10 protein-coding genes, 1 tRNA gene and 3 pseudogenes are annotated in these 13,464 nt (G+C 69.2%); 5 read left to right on the forward strand and 9 right to left on the reverse strand.

Annotation, left to right across the window (positions count from 1 at the left end):
- Positions 1-279, reverse strand: a pseudogene (locus tag A5678_RS16335) (protein tyrosine phosphatase); the annotation flags it as partial.
- Between A5678_RS16335 and A5678_RS16340 the strand changes: the two are divergent.
- Positions 278-565, forward strand: a pseudogene (locus tag A5678_RS16340) (protein tyrosine phosphatase); the annotation flags it as partial. The pseudogenes A5678_RS16335 and A5678_RS16340 overlap by 2 nt on opposite strands.
- Before the next feature lie 11 nt (positions 566-576).
- Positions 577-1,410 (forward strand): SURF1 family protein, encoded by an 834-nt coding sequence (locus A5678_RS16345; protein ID WP_068044140.1) that lies wholly within the window; start codon positions 577-579, stop codon positions 1,408-1,410.
- On the opposite strand, the gene A5678_RS16350 is transcribed toward A5678_RS16345, so the two are convergent.
- Together A5678_RS16350 and A5678_RS27200 are read right to left on the reverse strand one after the other, a co-directional pair.
- Complete coding sequence (locus A5678_RS16350) at positions 1,392-2,336, reverse strand: cobalamin biosynthesis protein (RefSeq protein WP_068044142.1); 945 nt, start codon at positions 2,334-2,336, stop codon at positions 1,392-1,394. The genes A5678_RS16345 and A5678_RS16350 overlap by 19 nt on opposite strands.
- 63 nt (positions 2,337-2,399) lie before the next feature.
- Positions 2,400-2,552, reverse strand: a complete 153-nt coding sequence (locus tag A5678_RS27200; protein ID WP_156746940.1) for a hypothetical protein — start codon at positions 2,550-2,552, stop codon at positions 2,400-2,402.
- Between the two features lie 93 nt (positions 2,553-2,645).
- Here A5678_RS27200 and A5678_RS16355 point away from each other — a divergent pair, with 93 nt between their 5' ends.
- The gene (locus A5678_RS16355) at positions 2,646-3,461 is read left to right on the forward strand and encodes an oxygenase MpaB family protein (RefSeq protein ID WP_068044363.1); all 816 of its coding nucleotides are present in this window, start codon (positions 2,646-2,648) and stop codon (positions 3,459-3,461) included.
- On the opposite strand, the pseudogene A5678_RS16360 reads toward A5678_RS16355, so the two are convergent.
- Together A5678_RS16360 and A5678_RS16365 are read right to left on the reverse strand one after the other, a co-directional pair.
- A pseudogene (locus tag A5678_RS16360) lies at positions 3,458-4,587 on the reverse strand (epoxide hydrolase family protein). The gene A5678_RS16355 and the pseudogene A5678_RS16360 overlap by 4 nt on opposite strands.
- The gene (locus A5678_RS16365) at positions 4,584-5,249 is read right to left on the reverse strand and encodes a nitroreductase family protein (protein WP_231983686.1); all 666 of its coding nucleotides are present in this window, start codon (positions 5,247-5,249) and stop codon (positions 4,584-4,586) included. Before A5678_RS16365 ends, A5678_RS16360 begins: the two are co-directional and overlap by 4 nt.
- Positions 5,250-5,359: 110 nt before the next feature.
- On the opposite strand from A5678_RS16365, the gene A5678_RS16370 reads away from it, so the two are divergent.
- Positions 5,360-8,650: a LuxR C-terminal-related transcriptional regulator gene (locus A5678_RS16370; protein WP_231983687.1), complete on the forward strand. Its 3,291-nt coding sequence runs from the start codon at positions 5,360-5,362 to the stop codon at positions 8,648-8,650.
- Between the two features lie 124 nt (positions 8,651-8,774).
- On the opposite strand, the gene A5678_RS16375 is transcribed toward A5678_RS16370, so the two are convergent.
- The 4 genes from A5678_RS16375 to A5678_RS16390 all read right to left on the reverse strand — a co-directional run bounded on the left by A5678_RS16375 (position 8,775) and on the right by A5678_RS16390 (position 10,450).
- A tRNA-Val gene (locus A5678_RS16375) sits at positions 8,775-8,846 on the reverse strand.
- 46 nt (positions 8,847-8,892) lie between these two features.
- The gene (locus A5678_RS16380; RefSeq protein WP_068044144.1) at positions 8,893-9,354 is read right to left on the reverse strand and encodes a peroxiredoxin; all 462 of its coding nucleotides are present in this window, start codon (positions 9,352-9,354) and stop codon (positions 8,893-8,895) included.
- Complete coding sequence (locus A5678_RS16385; RefSeq protein WP_066951594.1) at positions 9,354-9,776, reverse strand: DUF3052 domain-containing protein; 423 nt, start codon at positions 9,774-9,776, stop codon at positions 9,354-9,356. Before A5678_RS16385 ends, A5678_RS16380 begins: the two co-directional genes overlap by 1 nt.
- 92 nt (positions 9,777-9,868) lie before the next feature.
- Positions 9,869-10,450 (reverse strand): hypothetical protein, encoded by a 582-nt coding sequence (locus A5678_RS16390; protein ID WP_068044146.1) that lies wholly within the window; start codon positions 10,448-10,450, stop codon positions 9,869-9,871.
- A gap of 185 nt (positions 10,451-10,635) precedes the next feature.
- On the opposite strand from A5678_RS16390, the gene aceE reads away from it, so the two are divergent.
- On the forward strand, positions 10,636-13,425 hold the full coding sequence (aceE, locus tag A5678_RS16395; RefSeq protein WP_068044147.1) for a pyruvate dehydrogenase (acetyl-transferring), homodimeric type: 2,790 nt from the start codon (positions 10,636-10,638) through the stop codon (positions 13,423-13,425).
- The last annotated feature ends 39 nt before the right edge of the window (positions 13,426-13,464 follow it).

The following is a 13,464-nucleotide window of genomic DNA, read 5'->3' on the forward strand; positions in this document are numbered from 1 at the left end:
GATGGTGGCGGCCACCGCCACCACCAGATCGGCCGCCAGATGGTCGGCGTCGACCTGAGCGGCGCGGTGCTCGGTGGAGTAGCCGTGGGCGCGCAGCACATCGGTTGCCCGGTCGTCGGCGCACTGGCCGACATGCCAGTTGCCGGTGCCCGCGCTGCTCACCCGAACGGCGTCGGCCAGGCCGCGGCGGCGCAGCTGGTCGGCGAACATCTTCTCGGCCATCACCGAACGGCAGATGTTCCCCGTGCAGACGAAGGTGACGTGCAGCGGCTCAGACACCGAGCACCGCGCCGCTCAGGTCGACGCCGACCATCTGGCGGCCGATCTGGTGGTGGCGCTGGGCCGCAACCATCTCCGGATGCTGCGCGAGCTGGGTGTCGACGACGAGCGGGTGCGGATGTTGCGGTCCTTCGACCCGCGTTCGGGCGCCCACGCCCCCGACGTAGAGGATCCCTATTATGGCGACGCGCAGGACTTCGAGGACGTCTTCGCCGTCATCGAGGCTTCGTTGCCCGGCCTGCACGCCTGGGTGGACGACCGACTCGGCCGGAACGGATCGCCCTGATGCCCGGGGGGATGCGCCGGCTGGCGTTCCTGTTGCGGCCCGGCTGGATCGCGCTGGCGCTGGTGGTCATCGCCTTCACTTATCTGTGCTTCACGGTGCTGGCGCCCTGGCAGCTGGGCAAACACAACCGGACGTCGCGGGAGAACGGCCAGATCGAATATTCCCTCAACACCGAGCCGGTCCCCCTCAAAACGCTGCTGCCGCAGCAGGATTCGTCGGCGCCGAACGCGCAGTGGCGCCGCGTGACGGCCACCGGGCACTACCTGCCCGACGTCCAGGTGCTCGCCCGGCTGCGGGTGATCGAGGGCAAGCCGGCGTTCGAGGTGCTGACACCGTTCGTCGTCGACGCCGGACCCACCGTGCTCGTCGACCGGGGCTACGTGCGGCCCGAGCAGGGATCCCACGTCCCGCCGATCCCGCGCCCGCCGGAGGACACAGTCACCATCACCGCGCGGCTGCGCGACTCCGAGGCGGTTCCCCCGGGCAAGGATCCCTTCATCCAAGACGGTGTGCAGCAGGTGTACTCGATCAGCACCGAACAGGTCGCGGCGCTGACCAAGGTCCCGCTGGCGGGCTCGTACCTTCAGTTGACCGAGGACCAGCCCGGCGGGCTCGGCGTGATCGGCGTGCCGCACCTGGACGCCGGGCCTTTCCTGTCGTACGGCATCCAGTGGATTTCCTTCGGCATCGTCGCGCCGCTCGGGTTGGGCTACTTCGCCTATTCCGAGCTGCGTGCCCGCCGCCGGGAAAAGCAACAGCAACCCGCGGCCGAGGCGGCGCCCGCTCCGGAGGCCCCGAAGACCGTAGAGGCCAAGCTCGCCGACCGCTACGGCCGCCGCAGGTAACACAGCAGCGCCGCCAGCAGCGCGGCGCCCGCTTGCACCGTCCGCGACAGCGCCACGGCCCGGCGCAGGTCGGCCACCGTCGGCTCGTGGCCGTCGCCCAGGGTCGGCCGGATCTGCAACTCGTGCCGGTACTGGGTGGGCCCGCCGAGCCGCACCCCGAGCGCCCCGGCGAAGGCCGCCTCGATCACACCGGCGTTGGGGCTGGGGTGGCGGGCGGCATCACGGCGCCAGGCCCGCACCGCACCCGAGGCCGACCCGCTGACGAAAGGCGCGAACATGACCACCAGCGCCGCCGCCACCCGCGCGCCGACATAGTTGGCCGCGTCGTCCAATCTCGCTGTGGCCCAACCAAATCGGGCATAGCGGTCCGACCGGTAGCCGATCATCGAGTCCAGCGTGTTGATGGCGCGGTACGCCAGCACTGCGGGCACCCCGCCCATCGCCGCGCACAGCAGCGGCGCCACCTGGGCGTCGGACGTGTTCTCCGCGACCGATTCCAGCGACGCCCGCGTCAGGCCGGCGCCGTCCAGCCAGGCCGGGTCGCGCCCGCACAGCGACGGCAGCAACCGGCGCGCGGCCTCGATGTCCCCGCGCTCCAGCAGCTCCGACATCGCCAAGCCGGTGCGCGCCAACGACGTGCCGCCCACCGATACCCAGGTGGCCGCGGCCACGGTGGCGATCGACCAGGACGGGCCGCCGCGGTCGGCGGCCCGTTGCAGCGCGGCGCCGAGCAGGCTGACGGTCCCGACCAGCACACCGGCGTGCACCACCCCCGCGACTCTGGCGTCGCGGTAGGTCACCCGCTCCAAGCCGGCGGCGGCCCGGCCGAAGGCCGCGACCGGATGCCCGCGCGCCGGGTCGCCCAGCGCGACGTCGGCCAGGTAGCCGGCCAGCACGCCGGCAAGCCGGGTCCGCGTCGCCAACACCCAGGCAGCGTCTCACACGAGCCGCGCCGACCAAGCGGCCGACGAGGCGACGGTCCGCGCGGCCTACGCCACGGCGGCGATGGCCGCGACAATCACCACGGCGATCAGCAGGCCGATCACCCACCAGATCAGTAGGGACGATTCGACGGCGCCCGTCGACAGGACCGCCCGGTGGCGCGGCGACCCGGGAGCCGAGACGCCGAATTGGGTGCTCATCTGCCTAGGCGTGCCCGCTTTCGGCCGGTTATAACGTCCGGGCCTCGGTACGAGGGGGCGCGTGGTTGACTCGAAGACATGGCGTCGTCGGCGATGAAGCGGCCCGCGACCCGGGTCGCCGACCTGCTGAACCCGGCGGCACTGTTGCTCCCGGCCGCGAACGTGATCATGCAATTGTCCCTACCCGGCGTCGGGTATGGGGTGCTGGAGAGCCCGGTGGACAGCGGCAACGTCTACAAGCATCCGTTCAAGCGGGCGCGCACCACCGGCACCTACCTCGCGGTCGCCACCATCGGGACCGAGTCCGACCGCGCGTTGATCCGCGGCGCCGTGGACATCGCGCACCGGCAGGTCCGATCCACCTCGTCAAGCCCGGTGTCCTACAACGCTTTCGACCCCAAGCTGCAGCTGTGGGTGGCCGCGTGCCTGTACCGCTATTACGTCGACCAGCACGAGTTCCTCCATGGCCCCCTCGACGACGACACCGCCGACGCGGTCTACCTCGATGCCAAGCGGCTGGGCGCCACGCTGCAGGTGCCCGAGGGCATGTGGCCGCCGGACCGGGCAGCGTTCGACGAGTACTGGAAGCGCTCGCTCGACGAGCTGCGCATCGACCCGCCGGTAAGGGAGCACCTGCGCGGCGTGGCGGCGCTGGCGTTTCTGCCCTGGCCGTTGCGAGTTTTGGCCGGCCCGTTCAACATGTTTGCGACGACGGGGTTTCTGGCTCCGGAGTTCCGCGCGCTGATGCGGCTGGACTGGTCGCGGGGGCAACAGCGCCGGTTCGAGTGGCTGCTGTCCGCGCTGCGGCTGGCAGACCTGTTCCTACCGCATGGGATCTGGCTCCTCGGATACCAGATCTATCTGTGGGACATGCGATTTCGCGCGCGACGGGGCTTGCGGATCGTCTAGTCCCGCACGGTCGCGAAGAAGGCGCGAACGTCGTCGACGAACAGCTCGGGTTGCTCGAACGCGGCGAAGTGCCCGCCGCGCTCCATCGTTGTCCAGTGCGTGATGTTGTACACCGGCTCGCACCAGCTTCTGGGCGCCTTCAGCAGCTCGCCCGGGAAAGCCGCGACGCCCGTGGGCAATTCGACGCGATCCAGCTGCCCCCACACCCTGAAGCTCTCCCAGTACAGGCGGGCCGACGACGCGGCGGTGTCGGTCACCCAATAGACCATCACGTTGTCCAGGAGCTCGTCTCGGGTGAACACGTTCTCCGGATGGCCGTCGCAATCGGCCCAAGCCCAGAATTTCTCAACGATCCACGCCAATTGCCCCACCGGCGAATCGGCCAGCCCGTAGCCCAGCGTCTGCGGGCGGGTGGACTGCTGCTTGGAATAGCCGGTGCCCCACTTGCGGTGCTCGGCCAACGCAGCCAGCGCCCGCTGCTCCTCTTCGGTCGGGTTCCGCAGGGACTCCGGCGTGGGCCGACCGATCGGCATGTTGAGGTGGATGCCCGCGCAGTGGCCGCCGTTTCGGCCCATCTGCGTGGTCACGGCGGCGCCCCAGTCGCCGCCCTGGGCGCCGTAGCGGTCGTAGCCCAGGCGCAGTATCAGCGTCTCCCAGGCCTCGGCGATCTTCTCCACGCCCCAGCCCGTGCGCGTCGGTTTGCCGGAGAACCCATACCCCGGCAGCGACGGGCAGATCACGTGGAAGGCGTCCTCGGCCCGCCCGGACGCCGGATTGGCCAGCGGCTCGATCACCTTGTGGAACTCCACGACCGAGCCCGGCCACCGTGGGTGATCAGCAGCGGGAAGGCGTCGTCGTGCGGCGACCGGTGGTGGACGAAATGAATGTCCAGCCCGTCGATCTCGGTGATGAACTGGTCGAAGCGGTTGAGCGCGGCCTCGCGTGACCGCCAGTCGTATTCGCCGGCCCAATAGCCGGCCAGGTCGCGGGTGTAGGCCAGCGGCATACCCTGGCTCCAGTCGTCCACGCATTCGGCTTCCGGCCAGCGGGTGCGCGCCAGCCGCGACTGCAGGTCCTCCAGGACGTCGTCGGGGACGTCGATGCGAAACGGTTCCACCTCGTTCATGACCGCGACTCCTGAAACGCCCGGTTGCCGTACCGGTCCAGCGAAACGAGTTCACCGATCGGCCGGCGCGTGGTGGGACCGTATTTGCCCATCGGCCAGCCAAGGGGAATTACCGCGCACGGCATGACATTTCGCGGCAGGCCCAGGGCGCGCTTGACCAACAGCGTGCTCCACAGCGGCATCGTGATCAGCGCGGCGCCCAATCCGGCCGCCCGCGCCGCCAGCAACAGGTTCTGTACCGCGGGATAGATAGAACCGTAGGCGCTGCTCGCAGCAATGGGTGGCCAGGGCGCGACGACACCCCTCAGGCACGCCACCACCACCACAGGAATGTCGTCGAAGTGCTCCGCCTGCCATCGCACCGCTTTCAACGTCCGCTGCCACTTGTCGTCCGGGCGGCGCTTGAGGGCACGGTCGTAGACGGGTACGACGAATTTCATGGCCGTGCGGCACAACCGCCCCACCTTCGCCACGACGTCACGGTCTTTGACGACGATGAACTCCCAGTTCTGCGCGTTGGAACCGGTCGGCGCCTTCGTCGCCAGCTCGAGAAGGTGCAGGACGAGCGCGTCGTCGACGGGGTCAGGCTTGAGGCGGCGGATGGCGCGCTGGGTCCGCATCGCCTCCTCGAGAGGCATGTTCAGGGGTGCTTGCTGGGTCATGACCATGATTCAACACGGCCGAGGCCGGACGGAGGCATACGCATGCGGGCCGAGCAACATTGGCGATTTCGCTGATGTTCGGCGCCGCAGGTGGCCGCATGCTGGCTAGCATGAGCGAAACAAGCTGGAGCGACGTAACCATGAGCGAGCTTCCGACCGGAACCGTGACGTTGCTGCTGGCCGACGTCGAGGGTTCGACCCGGTTGTGGGAGACCCAGCCCGACCAGATGAGGGATGCGATCGCGCGCCTCGACCGCACGCTGTGCGACGCCATCGCGGCCCACCATGGTGTGCGCCCCGTCGAGCAGGGCGAGGGCGACAGCTTCGTGCTCGCGTTCGCCCGCGCCGCCGACGCCGTGGCCTGCGCGCTGGAGCTGCAGCGGGCGCCGCTGGCGCCGATCAAGCTGCGCATCGGCGTGCACACCGGCGACATCCAACTGCGCGATGAAGGCAACTACATCGGCCCGACGATCAACCGCACCGCACGGCTGCGCGATCTCGCCCACGGCGGGCAGACGGTGCTCTCGGGCGCGACGGAACCGCTTGTCCTCGACCAACTCCCGGATGGCGTCACGCTGATCGACCTGGGTTCTCACCCGCTGCGCGATCTGCCGCGCCCCGAACGCGTCGTGCAACTCTGCCACCCCGATCTGCACAATGACTTTCCGGCGCTGCGCACCGCCAATGCCATTGCCGCCGAGCGTCTTCCGGTGCAGCTGACGAGTTTCATCGGTCGCCGGTCGGAGATGAAAGGCATCCGCGAGGCGCTCCCCGACAACCGGCTCGTCACGCTGACCGGCGCGGGCGGCGCCGGTAAGACACGCCTGGCGGTGCAGGTAGCGGCCGGCCTCTGTACTGAAGCCGGCGAATTCGCCGACGGCGTTTGGTACATCGACCTGGCACCGATCACCGATCCCGACGTCGTACCCGTCACGGTGGCACGCGCGCTGGGCCTGCCCGACCAACCCGGGCAGGCGGCCGTCGACGTGGTGCGCCGGTTCATTCGCGATCGCCGGATGCTGATGCTGCTCGACAACTGCGAGCACCTGCTCGACGCCAGCGCCGGGCTGATCACCGCACTGCTGTCCGGGTGCCCGGGACTGACATTGCTGGCGACCAGCCGCGAGCCGATCGGCGTGCCCGGTGAGGTGAGCTGGCGGGTGCCTTCCTTGTCGCTGGCCGACGAGGCGGTCGAGCTGTTTGCCGACCGCGCCCGCCGCACCAAGCCGGAATTCCGCGTCACCGCCGACAACGCTGACGCCGTGACCGAGATCTGTCGCAGGCTCGACGGCCTGCCGCTGGCGATCGAGCTGGCCGCGGCGCGGGTCCGCGCGTTATCCCCTACCGAGATCCTCGACAGCCTGCACGACCAGTTCCGGCTGCTGACCGGCGGGGCGCGCACCGCGGTGCGTCGCCAACAGACACTGCGCGCTTCGGTGGATTGGTCCCACGCACTGCTGTCCGAGCCCGAGCAGGTGTTGTTCCGCAGGTTGGCGGCGTTCTTCGGCGGGTTCGATCTCCACGCCGCGCAGGCTTTGGCCGGCGAAGCCGGTGAGATGGAGCGCTACCAGGTCCTCGACCAGCTCACGCTGCTGGTGGACAAGTCGCTCGTGGTCGCCGACGACAGCCCCCATGGCACCCGCTACCGGCTGCTGGAAACGGTCCGCCAGTACGCACAGGAAAGACTTCACGAGTCCCGCGAGGGCCACGAGGTACGCACCCGGCACCGCGACCACTACACCGCGCTGGCAGCCCTGCTCGACGCGCCAACCGACGCCGAGCACGAACGGCGAATCGACTGGGCCGAAAGCGAGATCGACAATCTGCGAACCGCTTTCGCGTGGAGCAGGGAAAACTCGGATGTCGAATCGGCGCTGACTTTGGCATCGTCGCTGCAGCCGCTGTGGCTGACCCGGGGACGCATCCAGGAAGGACTGAACTGGCTCGGCACCGCGTTGGCCGACGGGAGCCCAGACAACGGCGAGGTGTCGGCGGCGTTCGTCCGGGCGTCCGCGAACAAGGCCCAGCTGCTCTCCCAGCTGGCCACGGCCGACGTCCTCGATGAGGCCGTGCGCATCTTGGCAATGGTGCGCGAGTTTGGCGACCCGTCGCTGGTGATGCAGACTCTGACTGCCTGCGGGTTGATCGCCGCCAACGACACCGACACCGCGCGGCAGTACTACGCCGAGGCGGCGGGCATCGCTTCCGATCTCGGCGATTTGCGGACGTTGGCGCAGATCCGGGCCCACGAAACGATTTCGGGCCTGATCGGCAACGAACCGCTCGCCGCTGTCCAGGCGGCCGCGGAGGAAGGACTGCGGATCGCGGACCGCGTCGGCGACGGCTTCGTCTCGCGCCAGTGCCAGTTGGCGCTGGGCTGGCTGGAGCTGTTCGGTGTCGACCCGCGCGGGGGGACCGTTCGGTTGGCCGCGGTCGCCGAGGATTCGGCCGCGGCCCACGACGCGATGTACGCGATGTACGCAAGCGTGCTTCGCGCCTACGCGCTCGCTCACACGGGGGATGTGGCCGGTGCGCGAGCCGCGGCAGAGGCGGCGCGCCGCAGCGCATCCGCGCTCTTCGAATTCTATGAAGGCCCTGTCCACACCGCGTTCGCCATTGCCCACCTGGCGGCAGGAGATGCGGCCGCGGCGTGGCAGGCGTACGAAGCCGCGCGCCAATGCAGCGGCCTGGATCTCCAGATCTCCTCGACCTACTGCTGGGCACCGCTGGCGCCGTTGGCATGCGGCGATCTCGCCGCGGCCCGTCGCTGGGCCGACGACGTAGTAGCGGTGACGAGGGGCCGCGGCCTGTCGGTCTCGTTGTCGTCGCGCGCACGCGTGGAGATCGCGCAGGGCGAACTCGACGCCGCCGAACGCGATGCCTACGACACGCTTGACTTGGCGACCCGCCTCAGGACCGATCTCATCGTTCCGTTTGCCCTGGACTGCCTCGCCGCCGTCGCGGGCGAGGGCGGCAACCACCAGGTTGCGGCGCGGCTGTTCGGTGCGGCCGAATCGGCCCGCCAGACCATGGGAGTGGTGCAATTCAAGGCACTGGCAGCCGATGACGAAGCCACGATCGCCGTCGTTCGAGATGCGCTGGGCGACACCGACTTTGACGCCGCGTGGGCCGAGGGAGCGGCGTTGTCGATCGAGGAGGCCGTCGCCTACGCACAGCGCGGCCGCGGCGAGCGCAAGCGCGCCGGCAGCGGCTGGTCGTCGCTGACCCGCGCCGAGCTCGACGTCGTCAGGCTGGTCAGTGAAGGCCTGGGCAACAAGGACGTCGCAACCCGGCTGTTCGTCTCGCCCCGCACCGTGCAGGCGCACCTCACCCACATCTACGCCAAGCTCGGGCTGACCTCGCGGGTGCAACTCGCCCAGGAGGCGGCGCGCCACAGCTGACCTGCGAGGATGAGGCCAAGGATCCCAGACTGACCGCGCGGGTGCAGCCCGCGAGCGTAACGCGGCTGCGAGAATCCAAGCCGAAAGTCGCCATGGCGTTACGCTCGCGGAGCCGAAAAATGTGTGGGCGCGGACGGTATCGAACCGCCGACCGCTGGTGTGTAAAACCAGAGCTCTACCACTGAGCTACGCGCCCGTGCCCCGGGCAGGCTACACGCACCACGCCCGAGTACCCAAAACTCTCAGTCCCGCAAAGCTGCCAGCGCATCGGTCCACAGCCGCTGGTTGCGGGATTCGCCGGGTTGTTTCATCTCCGCGAACCGGATCACGCCGGAGCGGTCGATGACGAAGGTGCCGCGGTTGGGGTAGCCGGCCTCGACGTTGAATACGCCGTAGGCCTGGCTGACCTCGCCGTGCGGCCAGAAATCGGACAGCACCGGGAACGTGAACCCGCTCTCCAGCGACCAGATCCGGTGCGTGGGCGGCGGCCCCACCGAGATGGCCAGTGCCGCGCTCTCGTCGTTCTCGAAGTCGGGCAGGTGATCGCGCAGCTGATCGAGCTCGCCCTGACAGATGCCGGTGAAGGCGAGCGGGAAGAACACCAACAGGACGTTCTTGGCGCCGCGGTAGGCGCTCAGGCTGACACGCTGCTGGTTCTGGTCGCGCAGTGTGAAGTCCGGGGCGGTGGCGCCAACGGGCAGCATCAACGCTTCCCGGCCCGGGACTTCGGCTGCACCAGTCGGCTGGCGCTCCAGTCGCCCAGGTTGACCGAGGAGGTCGGCATCAGGCCGGCGGTGGGGGCGGCCTCGGCGATCTCCGCGGGCAGCACGTGGCCGGGCTTGCCGGTCTTGGGCGTCAGCACCCAGATCACGCCGTCCTCGGCCAGCGGACCGATTGCGTCCATCAGGGTGTCCACCAGGTCGCCGTCCCCGTCGCGCCACCACAGCAGCACGACGTCGACCACCTCGTCGGTGTCCTCGTCGAGCAACTCGGCGCCGCACGCTTCCTCGACGTCAGCGCGGATTTCGTCGTCGGCGTCCTCGTCCCAACCCCATTCCTGGACAACTTGGTCTCGTTGGATGCCCAGTTTGCGAGCGTAGCTCGAGGCGTTATCCGCCGCGACCACCGTGGAGCCTCCTTAAAACGTCCAGCGCCGTGCGATGGGCATTATCGTCGCACAGCCGCAACCGCGTCGACACTCGCGCCTCGCCAGGCGCCTCAGAAGGAGGCCAGGCAAAGTTTCAGTGCCTTCGTCTTGGCGTCGTTGAGCCGGTCCACCCGCTGGTTGAACTCCCCCGTCGGCGCGTGGGTGCCGATCGCGTTGGCCACCCCGCGGGCCGCGTCGATATACGAGTTGAACGCGTCCTTCAGCTCCTGGGACAGCGCATCGCTGAAGCTGTTGCTCACCGTGTCGGCGCTGTTGTTCAGCGCGTCGATGGCGGGCCCCTCGGTGGGACCGGTACCGCGGCCGGTGTTGAATGCGCCGACGAAGACGTTCACCTTGTCGATCGCGTCCTTGCTCGAGGTGGCCAGCGTGTCGCACGAGGTGCGAACCGCCCGGGTGGTCAGCGACTGCTGCCGCTGCGACTCGCGGACCCGCGACGTCGCCGACGACGCGGACACCGACGCGGACACCGACTGCCGATAGGCCGGCGCCACCCGGGTGTCGGGCGCGGCCGTGCCGTTGGTGACGGTGGTACACCCCACGATCCCCATCAGCGTCGCCGCAATACACCCGAGCGCCAGAGCGCCTCGCCTGGGAAAGCTCCCGGCAAGGACGGCACGCCATCCGATGAGCACAGCTCCTGACGTTACCGGTTGGCTTTGCCGATCGTCCCGCTACGCGCGAGTTCGTGTCCGCCGGGTGAACCCGCGCCACCTACCCGATGTCGGCTGGCCCCGCGAATCGCCGGTGCGGCACGATAGAGGGAGACGGTGCACAGCACCCCGAGGGCACAAGCCCCGCCAACCACAGGAGCAGTGCGTTGACAACCGAGTTCGCGCGCCACGATCTGGCCAAAACCCCTAGCAGCGCAGGCGAACCCGACCGCGTTCGGGTGATCCGCGAAGGCGTCGCGTCATACCTGCCCGACATCGACCCCGAAGAGACCTCGGAGTGGCTGGAGTCGTTCGACGAACTCCTGGAGCGCTCCGGCCCGGCGCGGGCGCGGTACCTGATGCTGCGGCTGCTGGAGCGGGCCGGCGAGCAGCGCGTCGCCATCCCGTCGCTGACGTCAACCGATTACGTCAACACCATCCCGACCGAGCTGGAGCCGTGGTTCCCCGGCGACGAGGACGTCGAACGCCGGTACCGGGCGTGGATCCGGTGGAACGCCGCCATCATGGTGCACCGCGCCCAGCGCCCGGGAGTCGGCGTGGGCGGCCACATTTCGACCTACGCGTCGTCGGCCGCGCTGTACGAGGTCGGCTTCAACCACTTCTTCCGGGGCAAGTCGCATCCCGGCGGCGGCGACCAGATTTTCATCCAGGGCCACGCGTCCCCGGGGATTTATGCGCGCGCCTTCCTCGAAGGCCGGCTCAGCGAGGACCGGCTCGACGGCTTCCGCCAGGAACACAGTCATGCCGGCGGCGGACTGCCGTCCTACCCGCACCCGCGACTGATGCCCGACTTCTGGGAGTTCCCCACCGTGTCCATGGGCCTGGGCCCGCTCAACGCCATCTACCAGGCCCGGTTCAACCACTACCTGCACGACCGGGGCATCAAGGACACCTCCGACCAGCACGTGTGGTGCTTCTTGGGCGACGGCGAGATGGACGAGCCGGAGAGCCGCGGGATGGCGCACGTCGGGGCGCTCGAGGGCCTCGACAACCTGACCTTCGTGATCAACTGCAACCTGCAGCGGCTCGACGGCCCGGTGCGCGGCAACGGCAAGATCATCCAGGAGCTGGAGTCGTTCTTCCGTGGGGCGGGCTGGAACGTCATCAAGGTGGTCTGGGGCCGCGAGTGGGACGCCCTGCTGCACGCCGACCGCGACGGCGCGCTGGTGAACCTGATGAACACCACCCCGGACGGCGACTATCAGACGTACAAGGCCAACGACGGCGCCTACGTGCGCGACCACTTCTTCGGCCGCGACCCGCGCACCAAGGCGCTCGTGGAGAACATGACCGATTCGGAGATCTGGAATCTCAAGCGTGGCGGCCACGACTACCGCAAGGTGTATGCGGCCTACCGCGCCGCCGTCGACCACAAGGGCCAACCGACGGTCATCCTGGCCAAGACCATCAAGGGCTATTCGCTGGGCGCGCACTTCCAGGGCCGTAACGCCACCCACCAGATGAAAAAGCTTGCGCTGGAAGACCTTAAGTGGTTCCGGGACTCCATGCGGATTCCGATCAGCGACACGCAGCTCGACGAGAACCCCTACCTGCCGCCCTACTACCACCCCGGTCCGGACGCCCCGGAGATCCGGTACATGCTGGACCGGCGCCGCACCCTGGGCGGCTTTCTGCCCGAGCGCCGCACCAAGGCCAAGGCGCTCAAGCTGCCCGGCCGCGACATCTACTCCGCACTGAAGAAGGGATCGGGCACCCAGGAGGTCGCCACCACCATGGCGACGGTGCGGACCTTCAAGGAAGTGTTGCGGGACAAGGAGGTTGGCCCGCGAATCGTGCCGATCATCCCCGACGAGGCGCGCACGTTCGGCATGGACTCGTGGTTCCCGTCGCTGAAGATCTACAACCGCCTGGGCCAGCTGTACACCGCCGTCGACGCCGAGCTGATGCTGGCCTACAAGGAAAGCGAAATCGGGCAGATCCTGCACGAGGGCATCAGCGAGGCGGGCTCGGTGGGCTCGTTCATCGCGGCCGGCACGTCGTACGCGACGCACAACGAGCCGATGATCCCGATCTACATCTTCTATTCGATGTTCGGCTTCCAGCGCACCGGTGACGGGCTGTGGGCCGCGGCCGACCAGATGGCCCGCGGCTTCCTGCTCGGCGCCACCGCCGGGCGCACCACGCTGACCGGCGAGGGTCTGCAGCACGCCGACGGCCACTCGCTGCTGCTGGCCAGCACCAACCCCGCGGTGGTGGCCTACGACCCGGCGTTCGCCTACGAGATCGCCTACATAGTGGAGAGCGGGCTGGCGCGGATGTTCGGGGAGAACCCCGAGAACGTGTACTTCTACATCACCGTCTACAACGAGCCGTACGTGCAGCCGCCGGAGCCGGAGAACTTCGATCCCGAGGGCGTGCTGCGGGGCATCTACCGCTACCGCGCCGCCACCGAACAGCGCGCGAACATCGCCCAGATCCTGGCCTCCGGGGTGGCGATGCCGTCGGCGCTGCAGGCGGCCGAGATGCTGGCCGCCGAGTGGGATGTCGCCGCCGACGTCTGGTCGGTGACCAGCTGGGGCGAACTGAACCGCGACGGCCTGGCCGTCGAAAGGGCCAAGCTGCGCCACCCCGACCGGCCGGCCGGGACCGCCTACGTGACCCAGGCCCTGTCGGGCGCCGGCGGCCCGGTGATCGCAGTGTCCGACTGGATGCGCGCCGTCCCCGAGCAGATCCGGCCGTGGGTGCCCGGCACCTTCGTCACCCTGGGCACCGACGGCTTCGGCTTCTCGGACACCCGGCCCGCCGCGCGGCGCTACTTCAACACCGACGCCGAGTCGCAGGTGGTCGCCGTGCTCGAGGCGTTGGCGCGCGACGGCGAGATCGACCCGTCGGTGCCGGTCGCGGCCGCCCGCCAGTATCGGATCGACGACGTCCAGGCCGCGCCCGAGCAGACGTCCGACCCCGGGGTGGCCTAAGGCCTAGCGGCCCCCGCCTCGACGAGCGTGAAGCTCGGT

It is taken from the genome of Mycobacterium sp. E2733 (assembly GCF_001667585.1).
Classification (GTDB): domain Bacteria; phylum Actinomycetota; class Actinomycetes; order Mycobacteriales; family Mycobacteriaceae; genus Mycobacterium.

Excerpts from the sequence above, each read along its gene's own strand:
- A5678_RS16365 (WP_231983686.1), bottom strand. The coding sequence starts at position 5,249 with ATGACCCAGCAAGCACCCCTGAACATGCCTCTCGAGGAGGCGATGCGG.
- A5678_RS16380 (WP_068044144.1), bottom strand. The coding sequence starts at position 9,354 with ATGCTGCCCGTTGGCGCCACCGCCCCGGACTTCACACTGCGCGACCAG.
- A5678_RS16345 (WP_068044140.1), top strand. The coding sequence starts at position 577 with ATGCGCCGGCTGGCGTTCCTGTTGCGGCCCGGCTGGATCGCGCTGGCG.
- A5678_RS16370 (WP_231983687.1), top strand. The coding sequence starts at position 5,360 with ATGAGCGAAACAAGCTGGAGCGACGTAACCATGAGCGAGCTTCCGACC.
- A5678_RS16355 (WP_068044363.1), top strand. The coding sequence starts at position 2,646 with ATGAAGCGGCCCGCGACCCGGGTCGCCGACCTGCTGAACCCGGCGGCA.
- A5678_RS27200 (WP_156746940.1), bottom strand. The coding sequence starts at position 2,552 with ATGAGCACCCAATTCGGCGTCTCGGCTCCCGGGTCGCCGCGCCACCGG.